The following is a 22462-nucleotide window of genomic DNA, read 5'->3' on the forward strand; positions in this document are numbered from 1 at the left end:
GAGTCAAAGCGTCGCCGCTTTGATCATGATGGCACATTCCAGACGTTTTTTCTCAAGTTCGCAGGAGAGCTTGAACGGCTTTAAGATATCGCCGCAATAGACCATGCTATTCGCGTTGCAGCCGCCGGAGCAATAAAACTTCGCCCAGCAGTTTTTGCAGTCTTCCTTGCCATAGACGGTGGCGGCCGCGAACTGGCATTTGCGGTCGAAATCAAGCGACTGATCAAAGACGTTGCCCATCTTCCACTCGTCGTGGCCGACGAACTGGTGGCAGGGATAGACATCTCCATCCGGCGTAACCGCAACGTATTCATTGCCGCAGCCGCAGCCGCGCAGCCGCTTGATCGCGCAGGGGCCTTGGTCAAGATCAAGCATGAAGTGAAAGAAGTTGAAATCGCGGCCGCTTCCATGACGGTCGATCATAATTTTTGCAAGCCGCTCGTACTCGGCAAAAACCTCCGGCAGATCCGCTTCGGTGAGCGCGTATGGCTCCTTGGGGTCTGCCACAACCGGCTCGACCGAAATCTGATCGAAGCCCATATCGTTTAAATGCAGCACGTCGTTGGCGAAGTCCTTGTTATACTTGGTGAAGGTGCCGCGGACATAATACTGGTCGAACGGCTCGTTCCCTACCCGTTTTTCCACCAAACGCTGGAATTTCGGCATGATGCTGTCATAGCATCCGCTGCCGTCCACGCGCGAACGAACCCGGTCGTTGACCTCTTTGCGCCCGTCAATCGACAGGACGACGTTCGACATCTCCCTGTTGATAAAATCGATCTTGGCATCATCGAGCAACACGCCGTTGGTGGTGATGGTAAAGCGGAACAATTTGTTATATGCCTTCTCCTGTGAACGGGCATATTCCACCACCTGCCGAACGACATCAAAGTTCATCAGCGGTTCCCCGCCAAAAAAGTCGAGCTCCAGATTGTGCCGCCCGCCGGAATGCTTGATGAGATAGTCAATCGCGGCCTTTCCGACTTCGAAGGACATCAGCTGCCGGTGGCCCATATACTCACCAGTATCGGCAAAACAATATTTGCAGCGCAGGTTGCAGTCGTGCGCGATATGCAGGCACATCGCTTTGACCGGCGAGGGCACCATCATCTTGGCGAACTGATCGTAATCATCCGTGGAGAAGAGCTGATCCTTTTTATGCAGGTCCACGATTTCCGCGTAGGTTTCCAAAATTTCATCGGCAGGATATTTATCTGAAAATCTGGACAGCAATTCCTGCGGGCATTTTTCCGGCAGATCCTCGCCAAGCCCGTCGATCAGGTCATAAAACAGGTCGTCCACCACATGGACGGCGCCGCTGTTGACATCAAGCACGATGTTATAGCCGTAAAGTTTATACTTATGTATCAATATTCTCTCTCCAATATCAAGCAAATAAATAGGGCAGTCGTGCGACTGCCCTAAAAATCAGTAGACCAAAATTACTTGTTCTTGTTTTCGCACTTCTGGTTGGCCACTGTGCAGGAAGTTTTGCAGGCGGACTGACAGGAAGCCTGGCATTCGCCGCAACCGCCCTTGACAGCAGAAGCTTTCAAATTGGCCTGATTAATGGTCTTTACGTGTTTCATCGGTTTTACCCCATTTCATTCATGATCTTAGGTATTATTTTACCACAATCATTTTTGAATTTCAATTCATTTGAACTTTTTTTTACGGTTCACCCCGATGACCCCGCCGATTGCCGCGGCAAACAGCACCGCAATCAATTTGGTCAAAGCAACCATCCCGAATCCGGAGCCGTCCACCGCGAGGCTCGCGAGCGACAGCACAAGAAACAGGCAAAGCCCGCAGCAAAGGCCGAGAAACATCCCCTTTTCCCTGGAAAAGGACGACGCAGCGAGTCCGGCAACAAAGCCGCCGCAGACAAAGGTCAGCGTGGAGATCAAGGAGACGGCCGACTGTGGGATATCCTTAAAACTCATGAGGATCGACATGATGATCAGGAGCAGGAAACATGCTGTAGCACCGCAAAGAATCCCATAAGTGATCGGCCGGATAAAGCGTTTGGCACCATGGATATCGGGTTGTTTCACTCTGATTCCCCCTTTTGTACAAGAGTATTCAAAGCGAACGCCCATTATACCAGTTCCAATTGTCAGTTTCTTACTTTGCAGCAGGCTTGTCCGCAGGCTCCTTCGGCGTGACATTTGCCTGAACCGCCCAGCGGGTGATGCGGATTTTGCTCCGATCGGAACCGGTTTCGATCACCAGGGTGTCATCCTTCACCGAAACGATGATTCCGACGATGCCGCCGACGGTCACGATCTCATCGCCCACATCAAGGTTGGAGCGCATTGCCTGGGTTTCTTTTTCACGTTTTTTCTGCGGCCGGATCAGCATGAAGTAAAACACCACGAAGATCAGGATCAGCGGAACAAAACTCATAAGGGTCGCGGAAGTCTGTTGGTCCATTTTGATACCTCCAAAAAATATTCCAAAGCGGGAAAGATACGAATAATATTATACTGTTTTCGTCCCGTTATTGCAAGCCTTTTTGGGAATTTAGCCTGTACTTTAACAAGAACTTAAATGCGCCGCCCCAAGATCGGCACCCAATGCCGGTAAAATTCCTCGTAGGTACCGTTATCAAGCGCTTCGCGGATCTTTTCCATCAGAGTGTTATAGAAGTAGAGGTTATGCATGACCCCGAGCCGCGCAGCAAGGATTTCGCCCGTCCGGAACAGGTGCCGCAGATAGGCGCGGGTATGGTTGCGGCAGACCGGGCAGCCGCAGTGCTCGTCGACCGGACGGTCGTCCAGCTTGTATTTTTCATTGTGCATGATCCGGATACCTTCCCAGGTGAAAAGCGTCCCGTGCCGCGCGTTTCGCGAGGGCATGACGCAGTCGAACAGATCGATGCCGCGGTAAACCCCCTCCAGAATGTTGACCGGCGTCCCGACGCCCATCAGGTAACGGGGCTTGTCCTTCGGCATATACGGTTCGACCGCATCGATCGTATCATACATCTCCTGCGCGGTCTCACCAACCGCCAAACCACCGATTGCGTAACCGTCAAGCCCGAGTTCGGCAATTTGCTGCATATGCCGAATGCGCAGGTCGGCGTAAGTTGAGCCTTGGTTGATCCCAAACAGGAGCTGATGCGGATTCAATGTGTCAGGCAGCGCGTTGAGGCGCGCCATTTCCGCCTGGCAGCGGATGAGCCACCGGGTGGTGCGCTCGATGGAACGGGCGGTGTAATCGTAAGGCGCGGGGTTTTCTATGCACTCATCGAACGCCATTGCGATGGTTGACGCAAGGTTCGACTGGATGCGCATACTCTCTTCAGGTCCCATAAAGATCCGCTTGCCGTCGAGATGGCAGGCAAAGGTGACGCCTTCCTCCTTGATGCGGCGCAGCTTTGCAAGTGAAAAAACCTGAAAACCGCCGCTGTCGGTGAGAATCGGACGGTGCCAGTTCATAAATTTGTGCAGCCCGCCCATCGCGCGGATGACATCGTCCCCCGGGCGCACATGCAGATGGTAAGTGTTGCAGAGCTCGACCTGGCATTTGAGCTCCACCAGGTCGATCGATGAAATCCCGCCTTTGATCGCGGCCGAGGTTCCCACGTTCATGAACGCCGGGGTCTGTACGGTGCCGTGCACCGTTTCAAAGGTGCCGCGCCGGGCGTTGCCTTCCTGCTTTAAAAGCGTATACAATCTGTTTCCTCCTCATAGTATCAGCATCGCGTCACCGAAGCTGAAGAACCGGTATTGTTCGGCTACCGCGGTTTTATATGCTTCCATCACATGCTCGTAACCCGCAAATGCGCTAACCAGCATGATGAGCGTGCTTTCCGGCAGATGGAAGTTGGTAATGAGCCCGTCGAGTACCTTGAATTCATAGCCTGGATAAATGAAAATGCTGGTATCGTCGTCATCCTCTCGGATCTCACCAAACTTTGAAGCGACCGATTCCAATGTGCGGCAGCTCGTCGTTCCAACCGCAATCACCCGTTTCCCCTTGCGCTTTGTTTCATTGATCAGGTCGGCGGTGTGTTTGGGCAGGTGGTAGTGTTCCGCGTGCATATGGTGATCGGTGATCTCGTCCACCTTGACCGGACGGAAGGTCCCAAGGCCAACGTGCAGGATCACGTCGGTCACGTTGACGCCTTTGGCGCGGATGCGGTCGAGCAGCTCATTGGTGAAGTGCAGCCCCGCAGTCGGCGCCGCGGCTGAACCGAGCTGATTGGAATAGACGGTCTGATAACGTTCGTTATCCCTGAGCGTCTCGGTGATGTATGGCGGCAGCGGCATCTGGCCGATCTTTTCGAGCACCGGATAGATGCTGTCCCCTTCGTAATGCATTTTTACGAGGCGGTTTCCGCCCTCGACGGTGCTGAGAATTTCCCCGGTGAGCAGCCCCTCTCCAAACACAAACCGGGAACCGGTTTTGGCTTTCTTGCCAGGCTTCACCAGAACCTCCCAGATGTCCTTTTCCTTCTGCTCCAGCAGTAAAAACTGCATAGCGGCACCGGTCTGCTCCTTGTGGCCGTAAAGCCGCGCCGGAATGACGCGGGAAGTGTTTACAACCAGCGTATCGCCCGGTTCCAGGTAATCAATCACATCGCGGAAACAGCGGTGCTCAATCTCTCCGGTTTTGCGGCTGAGCTTCAGCATGCGGCTGTGGTCGCGCGGCTCAATCGGCGTCTGTGCGATGAGTTCCGGCGGCAGGTCGAAAAAAAAGTCGGATTTTTTCATCTCTTCCTCCAAATATCTGTACAATTCACCAGTTTATTGCGGTGAACCTCCTAATTTTATTGACATAAGCGGGGCTAAATGATAATATAATCAATAATAAGCCAAACCGGTAGAGGCGCGTCTTTCATCAGTAACAGGGACTTCAGACTGCCAGGTCGTAAAAAGCCGTGTGAAAGGGTCAGACGCCGAAGGTTGGCGCCGTTGGCGGGCGTACTTCCTGGGCACACAGTCGAAAAGGCGTGTGACTGTCATCATTGGACTATGATGGAGGGCTATGGGTGGTGGCATGCGGTATGTGCGGATGGATCGTGCGTTTCCGTGCCCATCACGATAACTACTCTATTATATTGCAATCAACGCCGGTTTTCAACCGGTTTTTTTATTATTGTAAAGGAAGCTTATCGGACGTAAAACAGGCGTATATTTTTAGACAGGAGGATTTACATGCTGCAATTTTCTGAATGTACGCAATATTTTGTGCCATCGGCCATCCGCAACAAGCTGTTTGATCAGCCGGATATGATCTCTTTTTCGGCCGGTAAACCGGAGGAGTCCTCCTTCCCCTTTGCGATGATCCAATCGTCGATTGAGCGGGTGCTTGCGAATGACAAAGTTCGCGCTTTTCAGTACAGCGATACCGAAGGTTTTTCCAGCTTCCGCGCGCAGATCTGCGCGCTTGCCTCCCACACCAAAACCAAGGCCTCGCCGGACGATATCACCCTGACCTCCGGTTCCCAGCAGGGCATCTATTTCTCCGCGAAGATTTTCCTCAATCCCGGCGACGTGGTGCTCTGCGAAAATCCAAGCTATGTCGGCGCGCTCAACGTCTTTCACAGTTTTCAGGCAAAATGCGTGGGGATTCCGCTGGACGCTGATGGCATGAATTTGCAGGCGCTCGAAAAGGCGCTGTGCGAAATTCCAGATGTAAAAATGATCTATACCATTCCGGATTTCCAGAATCCGACCGGTGTGACCATGAGTGTCGAGAAACGTAAAAAACTGGCGGAGCTTGCCGCGCGGTACGAGATCCCGGTTGTAGAGGATAACCCTTACGGGGAACTGCGCTACAATGGCGAAGCCTACCCGTCAATCAAGAGCTTTGACGAAAAAGGGTTTGTGATCTATCTGGGGACCTTCTCTAAAATCTTTTGTCCCGGCTTGCGCTTGGGGTATGTGATCGCACGGGAGGATATCCGGGCGAAGATCATTTTGGCAAAGCAGATGTCCGATTTGCAGTGCAGCTCCTTCAATGAGCTGATTGCGGAAGAATTTCTCCAGCAGGTGGACTGGAATGACCATATCGCGCGTGTCCGTGAGATTTACGGCGCCCGCAACGATCTGATGGACCGTTGCATGAAGGAATACTTCCCCGCTTCGGTTCATTATCAAAAACCGCAGGGCGGGTTCTTCTACTGGCTTGACCTGCCGCAGAAGGGTCCCACAAGCGATGAACTGCTCCTGTGCGCGGCAAAAGAGGAAAAGGTCGCGTTTTTGTCCGGAACCTCCTTCTATGCCAATCAGGATCAGCCCCATCATATCCGGCTAAGCTTTTCGAACGTTCCCTATGAAAGGATCGAGGAAGGGCTCAAACGCCTTGGAAAGCTGCTTAACAGGTACTATGCATAATTTCCAAATGAAAGGATTTGTCATATCATGAAAGAGTTTAAAGTCGCAGTTGTCGGTGCAACCGGGATGGTTGGCCAGCGGTTTATATCCCTGCTCGAAAATCATCCGTGGTTCCATCTGGTCGCGGTCGCGGCTTCCCCGCGTTCGGCCGGAAAATCCTACGAGGAAGCGGTCGGGAAACGCTGGGCAATGGCTACCCCGATCCCCGAGGCCGTCAAAAAGATGATCGTGATGGATGCTTCCGATGTGAAAGCGGTCGCGGCGAAGGTGGATTTTGTCTTCTGTGCGGTCGACATGAAGAAGGACGAAATCCGCGCGCTCGAAGAAGCCTACGCCAAAGCGGAATGCCCGGTCATCTCCAATAACTCCGCGCACCGCTTTACACCGGATGTTCCGATGATTATCCCTGAGATCAACGACGCGCACGCCGAGATCATCCCGGCGCAGCGCAGACGGCTTGGCACCAAACGCGGCTTCATCGCCGTCAAATCGAACTGCTCGCTGCAGAGCTATGTCCCCGCGCTGCATCCGCTGCTGGCCGATTTTGGCGTCACCAAAACGCTGGTCTGTACCTATCAGGCGATTTCCGGCGCCGGAAAAACCTTTGAAACCTGGCCGGAGATGGTCGACAACGTTATCCCCTATATCGGCGGCGAAGAGGAAAAAAGCGAGAAGGAACCGCTCAAAATCTGGGGACAGATCGAAAACGATGAAATTGTACCGGTCGCCTCTCCTTCGATCACCGCGCAGTGCCTGCGCGTGGCCTGCACCGACGGCCATATGGCGGCAGTATTCGTCAGCTTCGATAAAAAGCCCACCATCGAGGAGATCAAGGAAAAATGGGCTTCCTTTGCGAGCGCTCCGCAGAAGCTTGGCCTTCCGAGCGCGCCGAAACAGTTCCTGCACTACTTTGAAGAGGATAACCGCCCGCAGACCAAACTTGACCGGATGCTCGAAAACGGAATGGCTGTTTCGATCGGCCGCCTGCGCGAAGATACCCAGTACGACTATAAGTTCGTGTGCCTCTCACACAACACCCTGCGCGGCGCCGCCGGCGGCGGTGTGCTGCTGGCCGAGCTGCTTGCGGCGAAAGGCTGGCTTGACTGACCACCACCTCTCTTATTTTCAGGAAGGATTGATCCGATATGAAGAAAACCATATTTACCGGCGCGGGCGTCGCAATCATCACGCCGATGAACGAGGATCTCTCGATCAACTGGCCGGAGCTCGGCAGACTGATCGACGACCAGGTTGCAAACGGCACCGACGCGATTGTCATCGTCGGTACCACCGGCGAAGCCTCCACCCTCACTGATGACGAACATGTCGAAGCCATCCGCTTTGCCGTGGAGCACACTGCCGGCCGCGTACCGGTCGTTGCAGGTGTCGGAAGCAACCATACCGATTATGCCCTGTGGCTCTCAAAGGAAGCCAAACAGGCCGGCGCAGACGCGCTGCTGCATGTCACCCCCTATTACAACAAGACTTCACAGGCGGGCCTCATCCGTCATTTTTGCACAATGGCGGACGCCACCGACCTACCGGTCATCCTTTATAACGTCCCGAGCCGTACCGGCGTGAATATCCAGCCTAAGACCTATCAGGAACTTGCGAAGCATCCGAATATCGTTGCGGTCAAGGAAGCGAACGGCGACCTTTCCGCGCTTGCCAATACCCGCCATCTATGCGGAGACGAACTCGATGTCTATTCCGGCAACGACGACCAGATTGTCCCGTTCCTGTCGCTTGGCGCCAAGGGCGTCATCTCGGTGCTCTCGAACGTCGCGCCGCGCCAAACCCATGACATTTGCCGGCTCTATTTCGACGGCAAGATCAAGGAAAGCGCTGACCTGCAGATCGGGCTGATGCCGCTTATAAACGCGCTTTTCTGCGACGTGAATCCAATCCCGGTCAAAGAAGCGATGAACCTGCTTGGCTGGAAGGCTGGACGTTGCCGGCTGCCGCTTGTCGACCTCTCCGATGCGAATAAACAATTGCTCGAAAAAGCGATGCGGGACGCAAAACTCATCTAAAAAAGGCGCCAAAGCGCTGGAGGTTCAAATGAAACGGATCATTTTATCAGGCTGCAATGGAAAGATGGGGCGGATGATCGCCGAATGCGCAAGGGAACGGGACGACTGTACCATTGTCGCGGGCATCGACATCACCGGGAAGGCGCTCGACGCGTTCCCCGTCTTTACCATACCGTCGGATTGCTCGGTTGATGCCGACGTTATCATCGATTTTTCTCATCCGAGCGCGCTTTCGCCGCTGCTCGAATACGCGGTACAGAAGAAGATCCCGGCCGTGATCGCTACGACCGGCCTTTCCGCCGAACAGACCGCGCTGATCCGGGAAAAATCGAACGAGGTCGCGCTCTTTTTTACAGCAAACATGTCGCTTGGCGTAAACTTGCTGGCAGAGCTTGCAAAAAAGGCGGCCGCAGTCCTGGGTGGGCAGTTTGATATTGAAATCATCGAAAAACACCACAACCAGAAGATCGACGCCCCAAGCGGCACTGCCCTGATGCTTGCAGATGCGATCTCCGGTGTGCTCGATGAGCCATCCCAGTATGTTTATGACCGCCACGCCTACCGCCGTAAACGTGCAAAAAATGAGATCGGTATCCACGCGGTGCGCGGCGGAACGATTGTCGGCGAGCATGAGATCCTTTTTGCGGGTCACGACGAGATCTTGACCCTCTCCCATTCAGCCGCCAGCAAAGGGGTGTTTGCCGTCGGCGCGCTCAATGCGGCGCTCTTCCTCTGCGGCAAGCAGGCCGGACTTTACAACATGGGTGATATCGTTTGATAGAAAGGATGTGTCCATATGAATGGCGTTTCTAAAATTTCCATTGTGGAGGATGTTGCCCTTGTGACCTTCCACAAGGTTCCAAACGACCCGAAACTGCTCTCTACCATCTTTACAGGGCTTGCAAATGTCAAGGTAAACCTTGATATGATCAGCCAGACCGCACCGCAGGGACATTATATCGATATCTCCTTCACCCTGCTTGCAAACCAGTTGGTGGAAGTCCTGGGATTGGTCAACAAATTCTGCGAGACCCATGCCGACTTCAAACCGATGGTCTCGAACGGCAACTGCAAGATTCAGCTTTACGGCGAAGAGATGCGCGAAATGTACGGTGTCGCCGCCGCCGCAATCACCGCTGTCGCTGATGCCAACGCGGAGCTGACCCTCATCTCGACCGGCGAGGTGGAAATCTCCCTGCTGGTCCCGCAGGCCTGCTGTAACGAGGCGGTCGGCGCGCTTGAAAAAGCGTTCCAGGTCAAGGCCGACTGATCATATAAAATTGAAAAGGACCCGCAACTACAGTTGCGGGTCCTTTTATGCTTTTCAGTCAGGTGTTGTGGTCACTCTCGTGGAACTGTTTGAGGTTGCCGATCTTTTGGCGGCGTGCCTCCAGGATCTCTTCGACCTGTTCAAGCGGGATGTCTTGCTCAGCCATCATCACCAGCAGATGGTAGATCAGATCGCAGATCTCCTCGGCGGTGTCATCGTTCTTGCGGTTTTTGGCGGCAATGATCACCTCGCTGCACTCTTCCCCCACCTTTTTCAGGATCTTGTCGATCCCTTTCTCGAACAGATAGCAGGTGTAAGAACCCTCCTGCGGATGGTCGCGGCGATCCTGAACCACTTCATAAAGGCCTTTCACTACATCAGTCATGGCTTTGTTTCCTCCCAAATCTCTTTGTAAAAGCAGCTGTGCGCTCCGGTGTGGCAGGCATTGCCCGTCTGAACAACTGTGACGAGCAGTGTATCGTCATCGCAATCGGCGCGCAGATCAACCACCTTTTGCAGATGTCCGGAAGTCGCACCCTTATTCCAGAGTTCCTGCCGTGAACGGCTGTAAAACCAGGTGTAGCCGGTTTCATAGGTTTTTTGCAGACTCTCGCGGTTCATGTAGGCGAGCATCAGAACCTCTCCGGTACCGGCTTCCTGCACGACCGCCGGGATCAGCGCCGATTTTGCGAAATAACGGTCCAAATCCTTCATAGTTTACCTCCTGACCGGGATATCATGCGCCGCAAGGTGTGCTTTCACCTGCTCGACAGTCAGTTCCCGAAAATGGAAAAGCGACGCCGCAAGCGCCGCGTCCGCGCCGGTCTGTTCAAACACCTCCGAAAAATGTTCGAGCGTTCCGCAGCCTCCAGATGCGATGACCGGGATGGAAACCGCTTCGGTAACCGCATTGGTCAATTCGATGTCGAAACCGTTCTTGCAGCCATCGGTATCCATTGAGGTGAGCAGGATCTCCCCCGCGCCGAGCCGTTCGCAGTTTTTGGCCCATTCGACCGCGTCGATACGCATGTCGATTCTGCCGCCATTTACCACGACGGTGAAGTTCCCGTCCGGACTCCTGCGCGCGTCGATCGCAACCACGACGCATTGGCTGCCGAACCGGTCGGCGGCCTCGCGGATGAGCCGGGGATTGCGCACCGCGGCGGAATTTACTGAAATTTTATCAGCTCCTGCCCGCAGGATATCGCGAAAATCCTCCACTGTGCGGATTCCGCCGCCCACTGTAAGCGGTACAAATACGTTTTTGGCGGTGTTTCGTACCACGTCGATCATTGTGCTGCGGCCCTCATGGGTCGCGGTAATGTCGAGAAAGGTGATCTCATCCGCTCCCTGCCGGTCGTACTCGATCGCGCATTCGACCGGGTCGCCGACCTCCTTGATGCCGACGAAATTGACTCCTTTGACGACCTTTCCATCCCGCACATCAAGGCATGGGATGATCCGTTTTGCTAACACTGCTGATCACCTGCCACTTCAATCGCTTCCGGAAGCCTAAGGCTTCCGGAATAGATGGATTTTCCGCAGATCACTCCGTAAAGTCCCAAATCTTTACATGCACTGATATCCAAAATATCCTTGATCCCGCCGCTCGCAATGATCTTACAGGATACGGAAGCGTTAATCCGTTGCAACTGTTCAAGATTTGGACCTTCAAGCGTCCCATCCTTTGAGATGTCCGTGAAGATGATGGTCTGAACACCGGCCTGCTCCATCGCCTTCGCAAGATCGATGTAGTTCACATCGCTTGTGTCGAGCCAGCCTTCGGTGGCGACCATGCCGTTTTTCGCGTCGATCCCAACCGCAATTTTTTCGCCGTAAGCTTGGGCAGCCTCTTTCACAAGAGCGGGGTCCTTCACTGCCACCGAGCCCAGAATGATGCGGGAAACTCCATTTTCAAGATAATAAGCGATGGTGTCCATGCTGCGGATGCCGCCGCCGAGTTCCACCCTGAGGCCCGACTCCCGCGCGACACGCAGAAAGATCCCCGCATTCGCCGCGCCGCCGGTTTTGGCCCCGTCGAGATCGACCATATGAATCCATGAAGCGCCCGCCGCCCGAAAGCCGGCAGCGGTTTCGAACGGGTCCTCCGCAACTTTGTGCGCGGTCGCAAAGTCGCCGCGCACAAGCCGTACGCAGGTTTTGTCCTTGATGTCGATTGCTGGTAAGATAATCATTGGCACAACCTCGCAAAATTTCTCAGCATCTGGATGCCGACAGCGCCGCTTTTCTCAGGATGAAACTGCGCGCCGTAAACCATTCCCCGGTGCACTAGTGCCGGGATGCGTTCCCCATAGACGGTGTAACAGGAGATGTTTTCATCCGCTGTATCAGCGCGGTAGGAGTGGACGAAATAGACGTAATCGCCCTCTTTCACGTCTGCGACCAGTTCACAGGGGTTGAGAACGGTCAAATCGTTCCAGCCCATGTGCGGAATTTTGAGCCCCGCCGCTTCGATCAACCGAACGTCGCCCGGAATAAGGCCTAGTCCATCGCACGTTTCGAATTCATGCCCCTTCTCAAACAGCATCTGCATTCCAAGGCAGATGCCGAGCAGCGGCTTTTTTTGTGCCTGCTCCCGGATGACCGGAACGAGACCGGTCGCCGTCAGCCGTTTCATCGCGTCCGGGAAGGCGCCCACCCCCGGCAAAATCAAGCCGTCTGCCTTTGCAAGCTCCTCTGCTTTCGCGGTGATACAGCTTTCCGCGCCAATAAAATCAAGCGCGTTTTTGACGCTGAAAAGATTTCCCGCTCCGTAATCAATGATCGCAATCATCTTACAAAACTCCCTTCGAGGAGAGGACCCCGCCTTCCCGCGGCGTCACCGCTGCTTTGAGCGCATGCGCTGCAGCCTTGAATACCGCCTCGATCTTATGGTGGTCATTCTCCCCGTAGGGCACCTTGATATGCAGGGTGATTCCCCCATTCATCGCAAACGCCCGGAAAAATTCCCCTGTCATACAGCAGTCAAACGCACCAACCTGCGGGTTTTGAAAGACACAGTCAAACACCAAAAAGGCCCGGCCGCTAATATCGAGCGCACAAAAAGCCAAGGCTTCATCCATCGGAAGCACAAAGCTGCCATAACGCGCGATGGCGCCTTTGTCCGAAAGAATCTGCGCAAACGCCTGTCCGAGCACAATACCCAAATCCTCGACCGAATGATGGCAGTCCACTTCCAAGTCTCCAGCCATGGTGAGCGCAAGATCGAATCCGCCGTGCACCGCGAACGCGTGCAGCATGTGATCAAAAAAGCCAATCCCACTCGTACCGGCAAAATTCCCGCTCCCATCGAGGTTCAGCGAGAGCGTGATGTCCGTTTCATTGGTTTTCCGGTGGATGGTGCATTCCCGCATACTGGTTTCCTCCTGTTTTCAGTCTAAAATCTCCCGCAAGGCCCCGACGACCTCCCGGTTTTCCTCGGCCGTGCCTGCCGTAATACGCAGGCGAGGAGCCATGAGCCGCACGATGATTCCGCGCGCACTCAGCGCGTCAAACACCCGGCGCGCGTCCAGCATCTGCAAAAAGACGAAGTTCGCGCAGGTGTCGGCCACCTCCAGAATCTCTGCTTTTTCTTTGGCAAGCGCAAGAATCTTCTGATAAAGTTCGGTGCGGGACGTCTTAATCTGTTCGGTGCAACCCCGCAGATAATCCGGATGGCTCAGCAGGACACAGCCCGCCGCCTGGGTCATGCTGTTTACATTGTAAGGCGACTTGGCCGCCTTGAGCGCAAGGGTGATCTGTGTCCCCGCGACCGCGAAGCCAAGCCGGATTGCAGCCATGCCAAACGCTTTTGAACAGGTCTTGAGGACAATCAGATTGTCATGCCGCGGTGCGATCCGCAGAATCGAGCCTTCTGCGAAATCCATATACGCTTCGTCGATTACAACCAGCCGGTCGGACAGCTCCTCCACGATTTTGAGCACATCCGCCTGCGAGGCGGCGAGCGAAGTCGGATTGCAGGGGTTCGAAAGGACCACAAGCTTTGCGGCCCGCTCTTTGGCAAAGGCAATCAGCGCGTCCGCGTCGAGCGCAAGCTCCGGCTTCTGGAAGGTATGTACTCTGACGCCGTTCATCTGCGCGTAAAATGAATACATTGAAAAGTCCGGGTTGACCACCACCATATCCTCACCGGTGGAGGTAAACGAGGAAACGATCAGACCAATGAGTTCATCCGAACCGTTGCCCGCAACCACCTGCGACGGCAGGACGTCAAAAAAATCCGCAAACTTTTGGCAGAGTTCAACTGTATAAGGGTCCGGGTAGCGGTTGAAATCAAGCTTCTCAATCGCCGCGGCAAGTTCCTGCCGCAGCCAGCCCGGTGCAGTCAGATAACTTTCATTCGCGTCAAGCCGGATTCGGTACTGCCCCGTGACCGGCACGTAAGGCGTCAGATTTTTCAGCTTTTCCGGCAGTTCGTACATCAGGAAAACCTCACTTTGATCGAATTCGCATGGGCGGTGAGCTGTTCACGCTCCGCGATGCGCACAATGTCATCCTTCGCCTGGCAGAGCGCGTCGGCCGTGTAGTAGATATAGCTCGATTTTTTGATAAAACTGTCCACCCCAAGCGGCGAGAAGAACCGCGCCGTGCCGGAGGTCGGCAGGACATGGTTCGGTCCGGCAAAATAGTCGCCCAGCGGTTCCGGGGCGTATTGCCCGAGAAATACGCTGCCCGCGTTGTCAAGCTTCCCGATATATTCAAATGGGTTTTCCAGCATGACCTCGAGATGCTCCGGCGCAAGCTCATTTGCCAGCGCAACCATCTCGTCGATACTGCGGCAGACGATCACCGCGCCGTAGGTCTCCAATGATTTGCGGACAATCTCTGCCCGCGAGAGCTCTTTTATCTGGCGCTCGATCTCCGCGACGGTATCATTTGCGATCCGTCCGCTCGTGGTGAGCAGGATCGAAGATGCCAGCACGTCGTGTTCCGCCTGGCTCATCATATCGGCCGCCAGATAGACCGGGTTCGCGGTTTCATCCGCCATCACGAGGATTTCACTCGGCCCGGCGATCATGTCGATATCCACCACGCCGTAAAGCAGCTTTTTTGCGGTTGCGACGTAGATATTTCCCGGCCCGACGATCTTATCGACCTTTGGCACGCTTTCGGTGCCGAATGCGAGCGCCGCCACAGCCTGTGCGCCGCCCATCAGAAACACCCGGTCCACCCCGGCAATCGCCGCCGCGACAAGGATGTCCGGATTCGGCGTGCCATCTTTGCGTGGCGGCGTGACCATGATGATCTCCCCGACCCCTGCAATTTTTGCCGGGACACAGTTCATCAGCACCGATGATGGATAGGCCGCCGTTCCGCCCGGCACATAGAGCCCCACGCGGGCAAGCCCGCGGATACGCTGCCCCAGAATGACGCCGTTTGGCTGCGCGTCGATAAAGCTCTGCTGCTTCTGTTTCTGATGGAAAGCCGCGATGTTCTCCATCGCATTGAGAAGCGAAGAAACGAATTCCTCGTCGGCCTGCGAAAGCGCATCGTTGATCACCTCGCGGTCAACTTCAAAAAGATCGGGGCAGTGTCCGTCGAAGCGCAGGGTGTAATCCCGCACCGCCGCGTCGCCTTTTTGTTTTACGTCCTCAATGATCGTTGCGACCTGCCCGGCGACCCGTTTATCAACCTCACCGCTGCGGCTGCGCAGCGACGCGAGAAGCTCTTTTTCAGCGGTTCCGTCCGCCTTGACGACCTGGATCATGCGTCAGCCCTCTCCTTCAGGTAATCTTCAATCCGCGTAATAAACGGCTCGATCTCCGCCTTACGCAGTTTGAGGCTTGCAATGTTGACGATCAGCCTTGCGCTGATGTCCGAAATATATTCCGCGATAACCAGCCCGTTCTCTTTGAGGGTTGTGCCGGTTTCCACAATGTCGACAATCGCGTCCGAAAGCCCAAGGATCGGCGCCAGCTCAACTGAGCCTTCGATTTTGACGATCTTGACATCCATATTTTTCTTTTCAAAATAGGCGTGCGCCACATTTACATATTTTGAGGCGATACAGCGGGTGTGATAGCCCTCATAGAAGTCGACCCCTTTCGGCACCGCCAGCGCGAACCGGCATTTTCCAAACCCCAGGTCGGCCACCTCGTAGAAGGTTCCCCCCTTCTCCATAATCGTGTCCCTGCCAACCACACCAATATCGCAGACGCCGTTCTCGACGTAAGTCACCACGTCCGCGGCCTTCGCAAGCACAATCTCGAGGTTGGTGCCCACGACCGGCAAAATCAGCCTGCGGCCCTTTTCGTGCACCGCAGTGCAGTCATAGCCGAGCTTCTCAAACATTTCAACGCTGTCTTTTTCCAGCCTGCCCTTAGTGAGGGCAATCCGAATCGGTTTCATATGTATGCCCTCCCTTTACAGTTTTTCGACGTCGAGCGCTTCAATCTCGTCGTCCACCACATGCAGATGCCGGATGCCGCGCTTTCGCGCGTAATCTACCGCCGCGTCGAACTCGTCGAAAACACAGTGTTCGACCGTAAGGCCGTTTTGGATAAGCGATTTCATATAATTGATCGCCTGCGGAAGATGACCATCGTCCGAAAAAACCAAAATATCAGTGCGCTGCTGCGGTACCATTCCGATGACCGTAGTGGCCGGATCGACATTGAATGCGAAGCCGGTTGCTGAAAGCGGCGCGCCAAACTCGGCGAGCAGGTTGTCGTACCGGCCGCCCGAGAGTACCGGTTCCCCAATTCCGTCAAAGTAGCCGCGGAAGATGATCCCGGTGTAATATTCGGCCTGGTTTACCAGTCCAAGGTCGATGATAACCCGGTCGGCAAGGCCGAGCTCACGCAGATTCTCGTAAATTGTACGGAGGTAATCGAGGCTTTCGTTCGCGCCGTTCTCCGAGAAGAGTTCATAGGCCTTTTCAAAGACCTCCTCCCCGCCAAAGAGCCGCGGCAGGTATTTGAGCGCCACAGCCGCGCGGCTACCGTCAAACTGCTCGAGCAGCTCTCCAAGCGCCGCGTAGTTCTTCTGCTCGACGCACTGACGGATCTCCTCCTTCGTCTCAAAGGAGGCGTCCAGGCTGTCGATGAGCGATTTGAAATAGCCGATGTGGCAAAGCTCGATCCGATAGCCTTCCCCGCTGATCTCCGAAAGGCCGGCGGCGGCGAGCTCGACAATTTCGAGATCGCTGCGCAGGCTGCTCGCGCCGATGAGTTCGACGCCGGTCTGAAAGATCTCGTTGCGTTTTCCGCGCAGATCGTGCTCAACGCGGTAGACATTCTGGCTGTAGTAAAGCCGCAGCGGCATCGGGACATTCTGCAGCCGGGTCGCGACCAGCCGCGCGATCGGGATGGTGCAGTCAGGGCGCAGAACCATCAGACGGCCGTGGATATCGGAAAGCTTATACATATTTTCCTGCGGAAAATGCGCCGCGGACGAAGTGAAAACGTCGTAGAACTCGATTGCCGGGGTGATCACCTGCCGGTATCCGCGGGAGCGGAACATTGCTGTCAGCCGGCTGGTCACCGCTTCACGCAGAACACATTCGTCAAAGAGCAGGTCGCGGGTACCATCCGGTGTGATTTTGTTATACTGCTTCATATTTGCCTCCGTTGCCGTTTCACTTTATCATGCTAATATGATAACATGATAAACTTTTCTTGTCAACAGAATAACCAAAGAAACCTGCGGAAAATTCACAAAAATGCTGGGACAGGATTCAGAAGAAAGAAACCTGCGAAGTGTCGGGCAGATCCCCCAGTGCGCCCGCACCGCGCAGCATCTCGATGACTGCGGAGGAAACTCCCGCACGGTTCGCAATATCGTCCGCGGAAATGAAATCCTCCTTTTTGGCCGTTTCCCACAGGCTTTTAGCGGCCGCCTCTCCAACCCCTTTCAGCGCCATAAAGGGCAACCGGATTTTTCCATCCTCCACCGCGTAAACATTGTAGTGGGATTTATAGAGGTCGACCGGCAAAAAGCTGATCCCGCGCGCCTGGCATTCGTGGATGATCTGCAGCATGGTTAAAACGCCTTCATCCTTTGCGGTGCGGTCGTTGCCGAGCGCCAGGAGGTTCTGCATCTTCTGCTTGGTCATCGCCTTGCCGCCGACCGCCGCTTCCGCGTCGAAGTCTCCGCCGCGCACTGTGAAGATAACCGCGTAAAATTCGAGCGGCTTATGCACCTTGAACCAGCAAAGCCGGATTGAGGCGATATCGTAAGCTGCCGCGTGTGCCTTTGGGAACATGTATTTGATTTTGAGACAGCTGTCGATGTACCACTGCGGCACTCCGTGCTCCTTCATAGCGGTGATGTGCTCCTCAGTCAGCAGTTTCGGCGCTTTGCCCTTTCGGGTGATTTCCATGATCTTAAACGCCATCTTTGGCTCGAGGCCTTTATGGAGCAGGTAGGTCATGATGCTGTCACGTGTTCCGATAACCTCGGAAATCGTACAGGTTCTGTTCTTGATGAGCTCCTGTGCGTTGCCGAGCCAGACGTCGGTACCGTGGCTGAGGCCGGAGATCTGAAGCAGGTCGGAAAAATTCTTTGGCTGTGCCTCGATGAGCATCCCGCGCACAAAATTGGTACCGAATTCCGGGATGCCGAGCGTGCCGGTGTTGCAGTCAATGTCCTCGGCTGTAACGCCGAGCGCGTCCGGGGACAAAAACAGGCTCATGACCGCCGGGTCGTTCATCGGGATGTCGTTGACATCCAGCCCGGTCATGTCCTCCAGATATTTATACATGGTCGGAACATCGTGCCCGAGTTCGTCGAGCTTGAGGATCGTGTCATGCAGCGAATGGAAGTCGAAATGGGTGGTGGTAATTTCGGAGGTCGCGTCGTCCGCCGGACGCTGTACCGCCGTAAAGTCAAATACCTCATGGCTGCTCGGCACGACGACCATGCCGCCCGGATGCTGCCCGGTCGTGCGCTTGACGCCGGTGCAGCCGATGGTCAGACGCTCCTCCTCCGCCCGGGTCATCACAAGCCCGCGCTCCTGCGCGTACTTTTTGACATAGCCATACGCGGTCTTATCCGCCACGGTCGAGATAGTTCCGGCCTTAAAAACATGGGTCGGGCCAAACAGCTCCTCGGTGTAGCGGTGGATGTTCGACTGGTATTCGCCCGAGAAGTTGAGGTCGATATCGGGCGCCTTGTCTCCGTCAAAACCAAGAAATGTCTCGAACGGGATGTCATGGCCGTCCTGTTTGCAATGGGTCCCGCATTCCGGACAATCTTTGCTTTGCAGGTCAAATCCGGAGCCAATTTCGCCTTTCGTAAAAAATTCACTCCAGCCGCAGTTGGGGCAGTAATAGTGCGGCGGCAGGGGATTGACTTCAGAGATACCCGCCATCGTGGCGACAAAGGAAGAACCCACCGATCCACGCGAACCGACCTTGTAGCCGCCGGCTTCACTTTTGGCAACCAGCTTCTGCGCGATCATGTAAAGAACGGCGAAACCGTGTTTGATGATCGAGCCAAGCTCCCGGTCGAGCCGCTTGCTGACCAGTTCCGGAATCACGCCGTTATGCTCGTACATCGAGCGGGCACGGTCCCAGGTGATCTGTTGAAGCTGTTCCTCCGCGCCGTCGATGGTTGGCGTGAAGGTGCCGTCCGGGATCGGGCGGATATCCGCTTCGATGAGATCGGCAATCCGATTGGGATTTTCGATGACCACCTCATGCGCTTTCTGGGCGCCGAGATAGTCAAACTCTTTGAGCATTTCATCGGTCGTGCGCAGATAGAGCGGAGCTTGGAGATCGGCGTCCGAAAAGCCCATGCCCGCCATCAGGATGGCGCGGAATTTCGCGTCGCCCGCGTCCATAAAGTGCACGTCGCAGGTCGCCACAACCGGTATTTTCAGCTTTTCGCCAAGCTTGACGATCGTTTCATTGTACTCCTTGACCGTATCGATGCTGGGAACCGTATTGTTGCGCACCATGAACTCATTGTTGCCGAGCGGCTGGATCTCCAGGTAATCGTAAAATTTTGCGATGTCGCAGAGATCCCCCCAACTTTTGCCCTCAATGATCGCACGGTAAAGCTGTCCAGCCTCACAGGCGCTGCCAATCAGCAGTCCTTCCCGATGCTCGATCAATTTGCTTTTTGGGATACGCGGGCGCTTCGCATAGTAGTCGAGATGGGAGATGGAAACCAGCCGGTAGAGGTTTTTAAGACCGGTGAGGTTCTTGACCAGGATGATCTGGTGGAAGGTCGGGGATTTCTTCACATCGACCGACGCGAGCGAGGTATTGATCTTTTCAATCGTATTGCAGGCCTTTTCCGTTTTAAGAATTTCACACATCTTGAGGAAGATCCGCGCGAGCATCTCCGCGTCGTCGCAAGCGCGGTGGTGGTTAAATTCACCAAGGCCCAGATGTTTGGCTACAATATCGAGTTTATGCTTTTTGAGCTCCGGGAAAAGCGAACGCGACAGGATCACCGTATCGATCGCGGAATATTCGCACGGCAACTTGCTGCGCCGCGCCGCCTGCCGCAAAAATCCCATATCAAACGGCGCGTTATGCGCGATGAGCACCGCCTTCGGGTTGCCGATGAAGGCGTAAAACTGCTCGAGCGCTTCCGCTTCGAGCGGCGCGCCGCGCACATCTTCGTCGGTGATGCCGGTCAATTGCGTGATCTGCGGCGGAATCGTGCGTTCCGGATTCACGAAAGTGTCGAACCGTTCAACCACTTCACCTGCGCGGATTTTGACCGCGCCGATTTCGGTAATCCGCTCGGTTGCGGCGGAAAGGCCGGTTGTCTCAAGGTCAAAGACGATCATTTCGTCATCGAGGGTCCCCTTCGCATGCCCGCTGACAGCATGGATGATGTCGTCCACAAAGTAGGCTTCCACGCCGTAAATGATTTTAAAGTCCCCGCCCTTCGCGCGGATCTTCGCGCAGGCGTTCATGCAGTCGGGAAATGCCTGCACAACGCCGTGGTCAGTGATGGCGACCGCTTTGTGCCCGAAGGAATAGGCCCGCTGCACCAGCTTGTCCGCCGGAGTCATGCCGTCCATCGCGGACATGTTGGAATGCATATGTAGTTCGACCCGTTTTTCCTCCGCAAGATCGCGGCGCAGGACCTTTTTCACCTTCGCGATACTGTCCGGGCGCAGGACGTTCTCATGATCGAACCGGTCGTACTCCACCAGCCCATGCAAAACGATCGTGTCGCCTTCCCGCAGTTCGTCGAGTCCCTTCACCTTCTTATCGAAGCGCCCGATCACCTTGGCGCAGTAAGAATTGGTGTAGTCGGTAAAATAGATCGTCAGGATCAGGGTCTTTTCGTCGCGGCTGGTGCGGCGGTCAAGCTTGAATACGTCCCCCCAGACGGTCACATTCCCACTTTCGATGTTGACCTGCGCCATCTCGACCGGGCGGCCCTTCGGCGGGTTGCCATAAAGGGTCACCATCGAGTTCGGTTCAAAGGGCAGCCCCTGCGCGTCGAACGAATGCCGGGTCGGCGCGGGGATCACAACGCCGTTGTCGAGTTTTTTCTCCTGCGGCCTTTGCGCGGGCGGCGTGTAGGCAATCGGCTCCGGCCGTGCCTTTTCCATCGTTTCCTGATAGATTTCGCTGTCCGGCGCGATCTCAAGCACCCCGTCGAACACAACCGAAACCTCCCTGCCGTATTCCTCCCTGATCAGGGCCGAAAGGTGGTTTGCGCAATGGATCTGCTCGAGAAAATCCTGTCCGCCGTGGCTCAGATAGATGCGCAGCGTGTCGCCAAGCAGATCCGCCTTTGCGCCATTAAAAAAGCCGTTGACCGGTACGCCGCGCGCGCCAATGCAGGCGACCAGCTCCGAAAGGCATTCGCTTGAAAAGCTTTCCGGCGCGTAACGCGGCTGAAGTTTTACCTCCTGCAATCCCAGCGCGGCACAAAGCGCCCGCCCCAGCTTGGTGAGCGCCGCATGCGCGGCAAGCCCGTCCATTTGCAGAGCAAGGCGCATTTCCCGGCTGTCCCGGTCAACCTGCATTGAGAGGATCTCCCCTCGGGCGACCTCATCCGCAACCGGAGTATCTATGTAATCGCCAAAAATCTCAATGAATGACGCCAATGATTTCACTCCTAAAGCTTTTCAATCTCCGCAAACAGCACCTCAAAGATCTGCTGCTCCGGATACTTCCCAACAACCTTCCCCTTTTTGAAGAGCAAAAGCTCCCCGTCCCCACCGGCCACGCCGATATCCGCTTCACGGGCCTCCCCCGGACCGTTCACCGCGCAGCCCATGACCGCCACCTTGATGTTCTTGCGACAGCCAGCAAGCGCATTTTCCACCTTTTCCGCCAACGCGATCAGATCGATCTTTGTACGTCCGCAGGTCGGGCAGGAAACGATCTGCACGCCGCAATCCGGATAGCCGATCGCCTTTAGGATGTCCTTTGCCGCGCGGATCTCCTCCACAGGATCTGCGGTGAGCGAAACGCGGATGGTATCCCCGATTCCGTCGCATAGGAGCGATCCGATTCCGACCGCCGATTTGAGAAGGCCCATATGCCTGGTGCCTGCCTCGGTCACGCCGAGATGCAATGGATAGTCAAGCTGCTGGGACGCCAGCCGGTAAGCCGAGATCATCGTTCGCACATCGGACGACTTGATCGAAATCACAATGTCATGAAAGTCAAACTTCTCCAGCAGGCGCGCGTGATACATCGCACTGTCAACCATCGCCTGCGGCGTGGGCGCGCCGTATTTCGCAAGGATCTGCTTTTCGAGCGAGCCGGAGTTAACCCCGATGCGGATCGGGATGCCCGCGTTTGCGCAGGCTACCGCCACCTGCCGAACCCGCTCGTCAACCCCAATGTTGCCGGGGGTGATCCGAATCTTGTCGA

23 protein-coding genes and 1 riboswitch are annotated in these 22462 nt (G+C 55.3%); of the genes, 5 read left to right on the plus strand and 18 right to left on the minus strand.

Features of this window, described 5'->3' with window-relative positions:
* Positions 1–3 precede the first annotated feature (3 nt).
* From scfB to queA, 6 genes are all read right to left on the minus strand, one after another.
* Positions 4–1371 carry a thioether cross-link-forming SCIFF peptide maturase gene (gene scfB / locus DWV16_RS02465; RefSeq protein WP_066459539.1) on the minus strand — a complete coding sequence of 456 codons (1368 nt, stop codon included), beginning with the start codon at positions 1369–1371 and terminating at the stop codon, positions 4–6.
* Positions 1372–1442: 71 nt separating this feature from the next.
* Positions 1443–1589: a six-cysteine ranthipeptide SCIFF gene (scfA, locus tag DWV16_RS02470; protein ID WP_066459537.1), complete on the minus strand. Its 147-nt coding sequence runs from the start codon at positions 1587–1589 to the stop codon at positions 1443–1445.
* Positions 1590–1655: 66 nt separating this feature from the next.
* The gene (locus DWV16_RS02475; protein ID WP_066459535.1) at positions 1656–2054 is read right to left on the minus strand and encodes a TIGR04086 family membrane protein; all 399 of its coding nucleotides are present in this window, start codon (positions 2052–2054) and stop codon (positions 1656–1658) included.
* A gap of 70 nt (positions 2055–2124) precedes the next feature.
* Entirely contained in the window at positions 2125–2433 is a 309-nt protein-coding gene (yajC, locus tag DWV16_RS02480; protein WP_066459534.1) for a preprotein translocase subunit YajC, read from the minus strand.
* A gap of 113 nt (positions 2434–2546) precedes the next feature.
* Complete coding sequence (gene tgt / locus DWV16_RS02485) at positions 2547–3677, minus strand: tRNA guanosine(34) transglycosylase Tgt (protein ID WP_118477707.1); 1131 nt, start codon at positions 3675–3677, stop codon at positions 2547–2549.
* A gap of 12 nt (positions 3678–3689) precedes the next feature.
* The gene (gene queA, locus DWV16_RS02490; protein ID WP_066459530.1) at positions 3690–4718 is read right to left on the minus strand and encodes a tRNA preQ1(34) S-adenosylmethionine ribosyltransferase-isomerase QueA; all 1029 of its coding nucleotides are present in this window, start codon (positions 4716–4718) and stop codon (positions 3690–3692) included.
* Positions 4719–4820: 102 nt separating this feature from the next.
* Positions 4821–5001: riboswitch (Lysine riboswitch) on the plus strand.
* A gap of 161 nt (positions 5002–5162) precedes the next feature.
* Between queA and DWV16_RS02495 the strand changes: the two genes are divergently transcribed.
* Genes DWV16_RS02495 through DWV16_RS02515 form a run of 5 tightly spaced genes read left to right on the plus strand, consistent with a single transcriptional unit; the run spans position 5163 to position 9647 of the window.
* On the plus strand, positions 5163–6344 hold the full coding sequence (locus DWV16_RS02495; RefSeq protein WP_066459528.1) for a PLP-dependent aminotransferase family protein: 1182 nt from the start codon (positions 5163–5165) through the stop codon (positions 6342–6344).
* A gap of 27 nt (positions 6345–6371) precedes the next feature.
* Positions 6372–7451 (plus strand): aspartate-semialdehyde dehydrogenase, encoded by a 1080-nt coding sequence (gene asd, locus DWV16_RS02500; RefSeq protein WP_118477708.1) that lies wholly within the window; start codon positions 6372–6374, stop codon positions 7449–7451.
* A gap of 38 nt (positions 7452–7489) precedes the next feature.
* The gene (gene dapA, locus DWV16_RS02505) at positions 7490–8377 is read left to right on the plus strand and encodes a 4-hydroxy-tetrahydrodipicolinate synthase (protein ID WP_118477709.1); all 888 of its coding nucleotides are present in this window, start codon (positions 7490–7492) and stop codon (positions 8375–8377) included.
* Between the two features lie 28 nt (positions 8378–8405).
* Complete coding sequence (gene dapB / locus DWV16_RS02510; RefSeq protein WP_066459523.1) at positions 8406–9155, plus strand: 4-hydroxy-tetrahydrodipicolinate reductase; 750 nt, start codon at positions 8406–8408, stop codon at positions 9153–9155.
* Positions 9156–9173: 18 nt separating this feature from the next.
* Entirely contained in the window at positions 9174–9647 is a 474-nt protein-coding gene (locus DWV16_RS02515; protein WP_066459521.1) for a hypothetical protein, read from the plus strand.
* A gap of 58 nt (positions 9648–9705) precedes the next feature.
* On the opposite strand, the gene hisE is transcribed toward DWV16_RS02515, so the two are convergent.
* The 12 genes from hisE to ispG all read right to left on the minus strand — a co-directional run.
* Entirely contained in the window at positions 9706–10032 is a 327-nt protein-coding gene (gene hisE, locus DWV16_RS02520; protein ID WP_118477710.1) for a phosphoribosyl-ATP diphosphatase, read from the minus strand.
* Positions 10029–10361: a phosphoribosyl-AMP cyclohydrolase gene (gene hisI, locus DWV16_RS02525; RefSeq protein ID WP_066459517.1), complete on the minus strand. Its 333-nt coding sequence runs from the start codon at positions 10359–10361 to the stop codon at positions 10029–10031. The genes hisE and hisI overlap by 4 nt, the downstream gene beginning before the upstream one ends.
* Before the next feature lie 3 nt (positions 10362–10364).
* A complete protein-coding gene (gene hisF / locus DWV16_RS02530; RefSeq protein WP_118477711.1) occupies positions 10365–11123 on the minus strand; it encodes an imidazole glycerol phosphate synthase subunit HisF in 759 nt (252 codons plus the stop codon).
* The gene (gene hisA, locus DWV16_RS02535; protein ID WP_066459513.1) at positions 11117–11842 is read right to left on the minus strand and encodes a 1-(5-phosphoribosyl)-5-[(5-phosphoribosylamino)methylideneamino]imidazole-4-carboxamide isomerase; all 726 of its coding nucleotides are present in this window, start codon (positions 11840–11842) and stop codon (positions 11117–11119) included. The genes hisF and hisA overlap by 7 nt, the downstream gene beginning before the upstream one ends.
* Positions 11839–12441 (minus strand): imidazole glycerol phosphate synthase subunit HisH, encoded by a 603-nt coding sequence (hisH, locus tag DWV16_RS02540; protein ID WP_066459512.1) that lies wholly within the window; start codon positions 12439–12441, stop codon positions 11839–11841. Before hisH ends, hisA begins: the two co-directional genes overlap by 4 nt.
* Position 12442: 1 nt before the next feature.
* Positions 12443–13021, minus strand: coding sequence for an imidazoleglycerol-phosphate dehydratase HisB (hisB, locus tag DWV16_RS02545; RefSeq protein ID WP_118477712.1), 579 nt, complete (start codon positions 13019–13021; stop codon positions 12443–12445).
* An 18-nt stretch (positions 13022–13039) separates the two neighbouring features.
* The gene (locus DWV16_RS02550; RefSeq protein ID WP_118477713.1) at positions 13040–14089 is read right to left on the minus strand and encodes a histidinol-phosphate transaminase; all 1050 of its coding nucleotides are present in this window, start codon (positions 14087–14089) and stop codon (positions 13040–13042) included.
* Positions 14089–15375 carry a histidinol dehydrogenase gene (hisD, locus tag DWV16_RS02555; RefSeq protein ID WP_118477714.1) on the minus strand — a complete coding sequence of 429 codons (1287 nt, stop codon included), beginning with the start codon at positions 15373–15375 and terminating at the stop codon, positions 14089–14091. The genes DWV16_RS02550 and hisD overlap by 1 nt, the downstream gene beginning before the upstream one ends.
* Positions 15372–16016: an ATP phosphoribosyltransferase gene (hisG, locus tag DWV16_RS02560; protein WP_066459503.1), complete on the minus strand. Its 645-nt coding sequence runs from the start codon at positions 16014–16016 to the stop codon at positions 15372–15374. Before hisG ends, hisD begins: the two co-directional genes overlap by 4 nt.
* Positions 16017–16031: 15 nt before the next feature.
* Positions 16032–17225, minus strand: coding sequence for an ATP phosphoribosyltransferase regulatory subunit (gene hisZ / locus DWV16_RS02565; protein WP_066459501.1), 1194 nt, complete (start codon positions 17223–17225; stop codon positions 16032–16034).
* 118 nt (positions 17226–17343) lie between these two features.
* Positions 17344–21696 (minus strand): PolC-type DNA polymerase III, encoded by a 4353-nt coding sequence (locus DWV16_RS02570; RefSeq protein ID WP_370218683.1) that lies wholly within the window; start codon positions 21694–21696, stop codon positions 17344–17346.
* 2 nt (positions 21697–21698) lie between these two features.
* A partial coding sequence (ispG, locus tag DWV16_RS02575; protein WP_243007260.1) for a flavodoxin-dependent (E)-4-hydroxy-3-methylbut-2-enyl-diphosphate synthase occupies positions 21699–22462 on the minus strand: 764 nt, incomplete at its 5' end.

Source organism: Anaerotruncus sp. AF02-27 (genome assembly GCF_003465835.1).
Classification (GTDB): Bacteria; Bacillota; Clostridia; order Oscillospirales; family Ruminococcaceae; genus Anaerotruncus; species Anaerotruncus rubiinfantis.

Bases quoted from the DNA above. Each gene is read 5' to 3' on its own strand.
- hisD (WP_118477714.1), bottom strand. From the start codon at position 15,375: ATGATCCAGGTCGTCAAGGCGGACGGAACCGCTGAAAAAGAGCTTCTC.
- hisH (WP_066459512.1), bottom strand. From the start codon at position 12,441: ATGATTGCGATCATTGATTACGGAGCGGGAAATCTTTTCAGCGTCAAA.
- yajC (WP_066459534.1), bottom strand. From the start codon at position 2,433: ATGGACCAACAGACTTCCGCGACCCTTATGAGTTTTGTTCCGCTGATC.
- hisI (WP_066459517.1), bottom strand. From the start codon at position 10,361: ATGAAGGATTTGGACCGTTATTTCGCAAAATCGGCGCTGATCCCGGCG.
- queA (WP_066459530.1), bottom strand. From the start codon at position 4,718: ATGAAAAAATCCGACTTTTTTTTCGACCTGCCGCCGGAACTCATCGCA.
- hisZ (WP_066459501.1), bottom strand. From the start codon at position 17,225: ATGAAGCAGTATAACAAAATCACACCGGATGGTACCCGCGACCTGCTC.
- asd (WP_118477708.1), top strand. From the start codon at position 6,372: ATGAAAGAGTTTAAAGTCGCAGTTGTCGGTGCAACCGGGATGGTTGGC.
- hisG (WP_066459503.1), bottom strand. From the start codon at position 16,016: ATGAAACCGATTCGGATTGCCCTCACTAAGGGCAGGCTGGAAAAAGAC.
- DWV16_RS02550 (WP_118477713.1), bottom strand. From the start codon at position 14,089: ATGTACGAACTGCCGGAAAAGCTGAAAAATCTGACGCCTTACGTGCCG.
- hisA (WP_066459513.1), bottom strand. From the start codon at position 11,842: ATGATTATCTTACCAGCAATCGACATCAAGGACAAAACCTGCGTACGG.
- hisB (WP_118477712.1), bottom strand. From the start codon at position 13,021: ATGCGGGAATGCACCATCCACCGGAAAACCAATGAAACGGACATCACG.
- DWV16_RS02515 (WP_066459521.1), top strand. From the start codon at position 9,174: ATGAATGGCGTTTCTAAAATTTCCATTGTGGAGGATGTTGCCCTTGTG.
- dapA (WP_118477709.1), top strand. From the start codon at position 7,490: ATGAAGAAAACCATATTTACCGGCGCGGGCGTCGCAATCATCACGCCG.
- scfA (WP_066459537.1), bottom strand. From the start codon at position 1,589: ATGAAACACGTAAAGACCATTAATCAGGCCAATTTGAAAGCTTCTGCT.
- DWV16_RS02495 (WP_066459528.1), top strand. From the start codon at position 5,163: ATGCTGCAATTTTCTGAATGTACGCAATATTTTGTGCCATCGGCCATC.
- dapB (WP_066459523.1), top strand. From the start codon at position 8,406: ATGAAACGGATCATTTTATCAGGCTGCAATGGAAAGATGGGGCGGATG.
- hisE (WP_118477710.1), bottom strand. From the start codon at position 10,032: ATGACTGATGTAGTGAAAGGCCTTTATGAAGTGGTTCAGGATCGCCGC.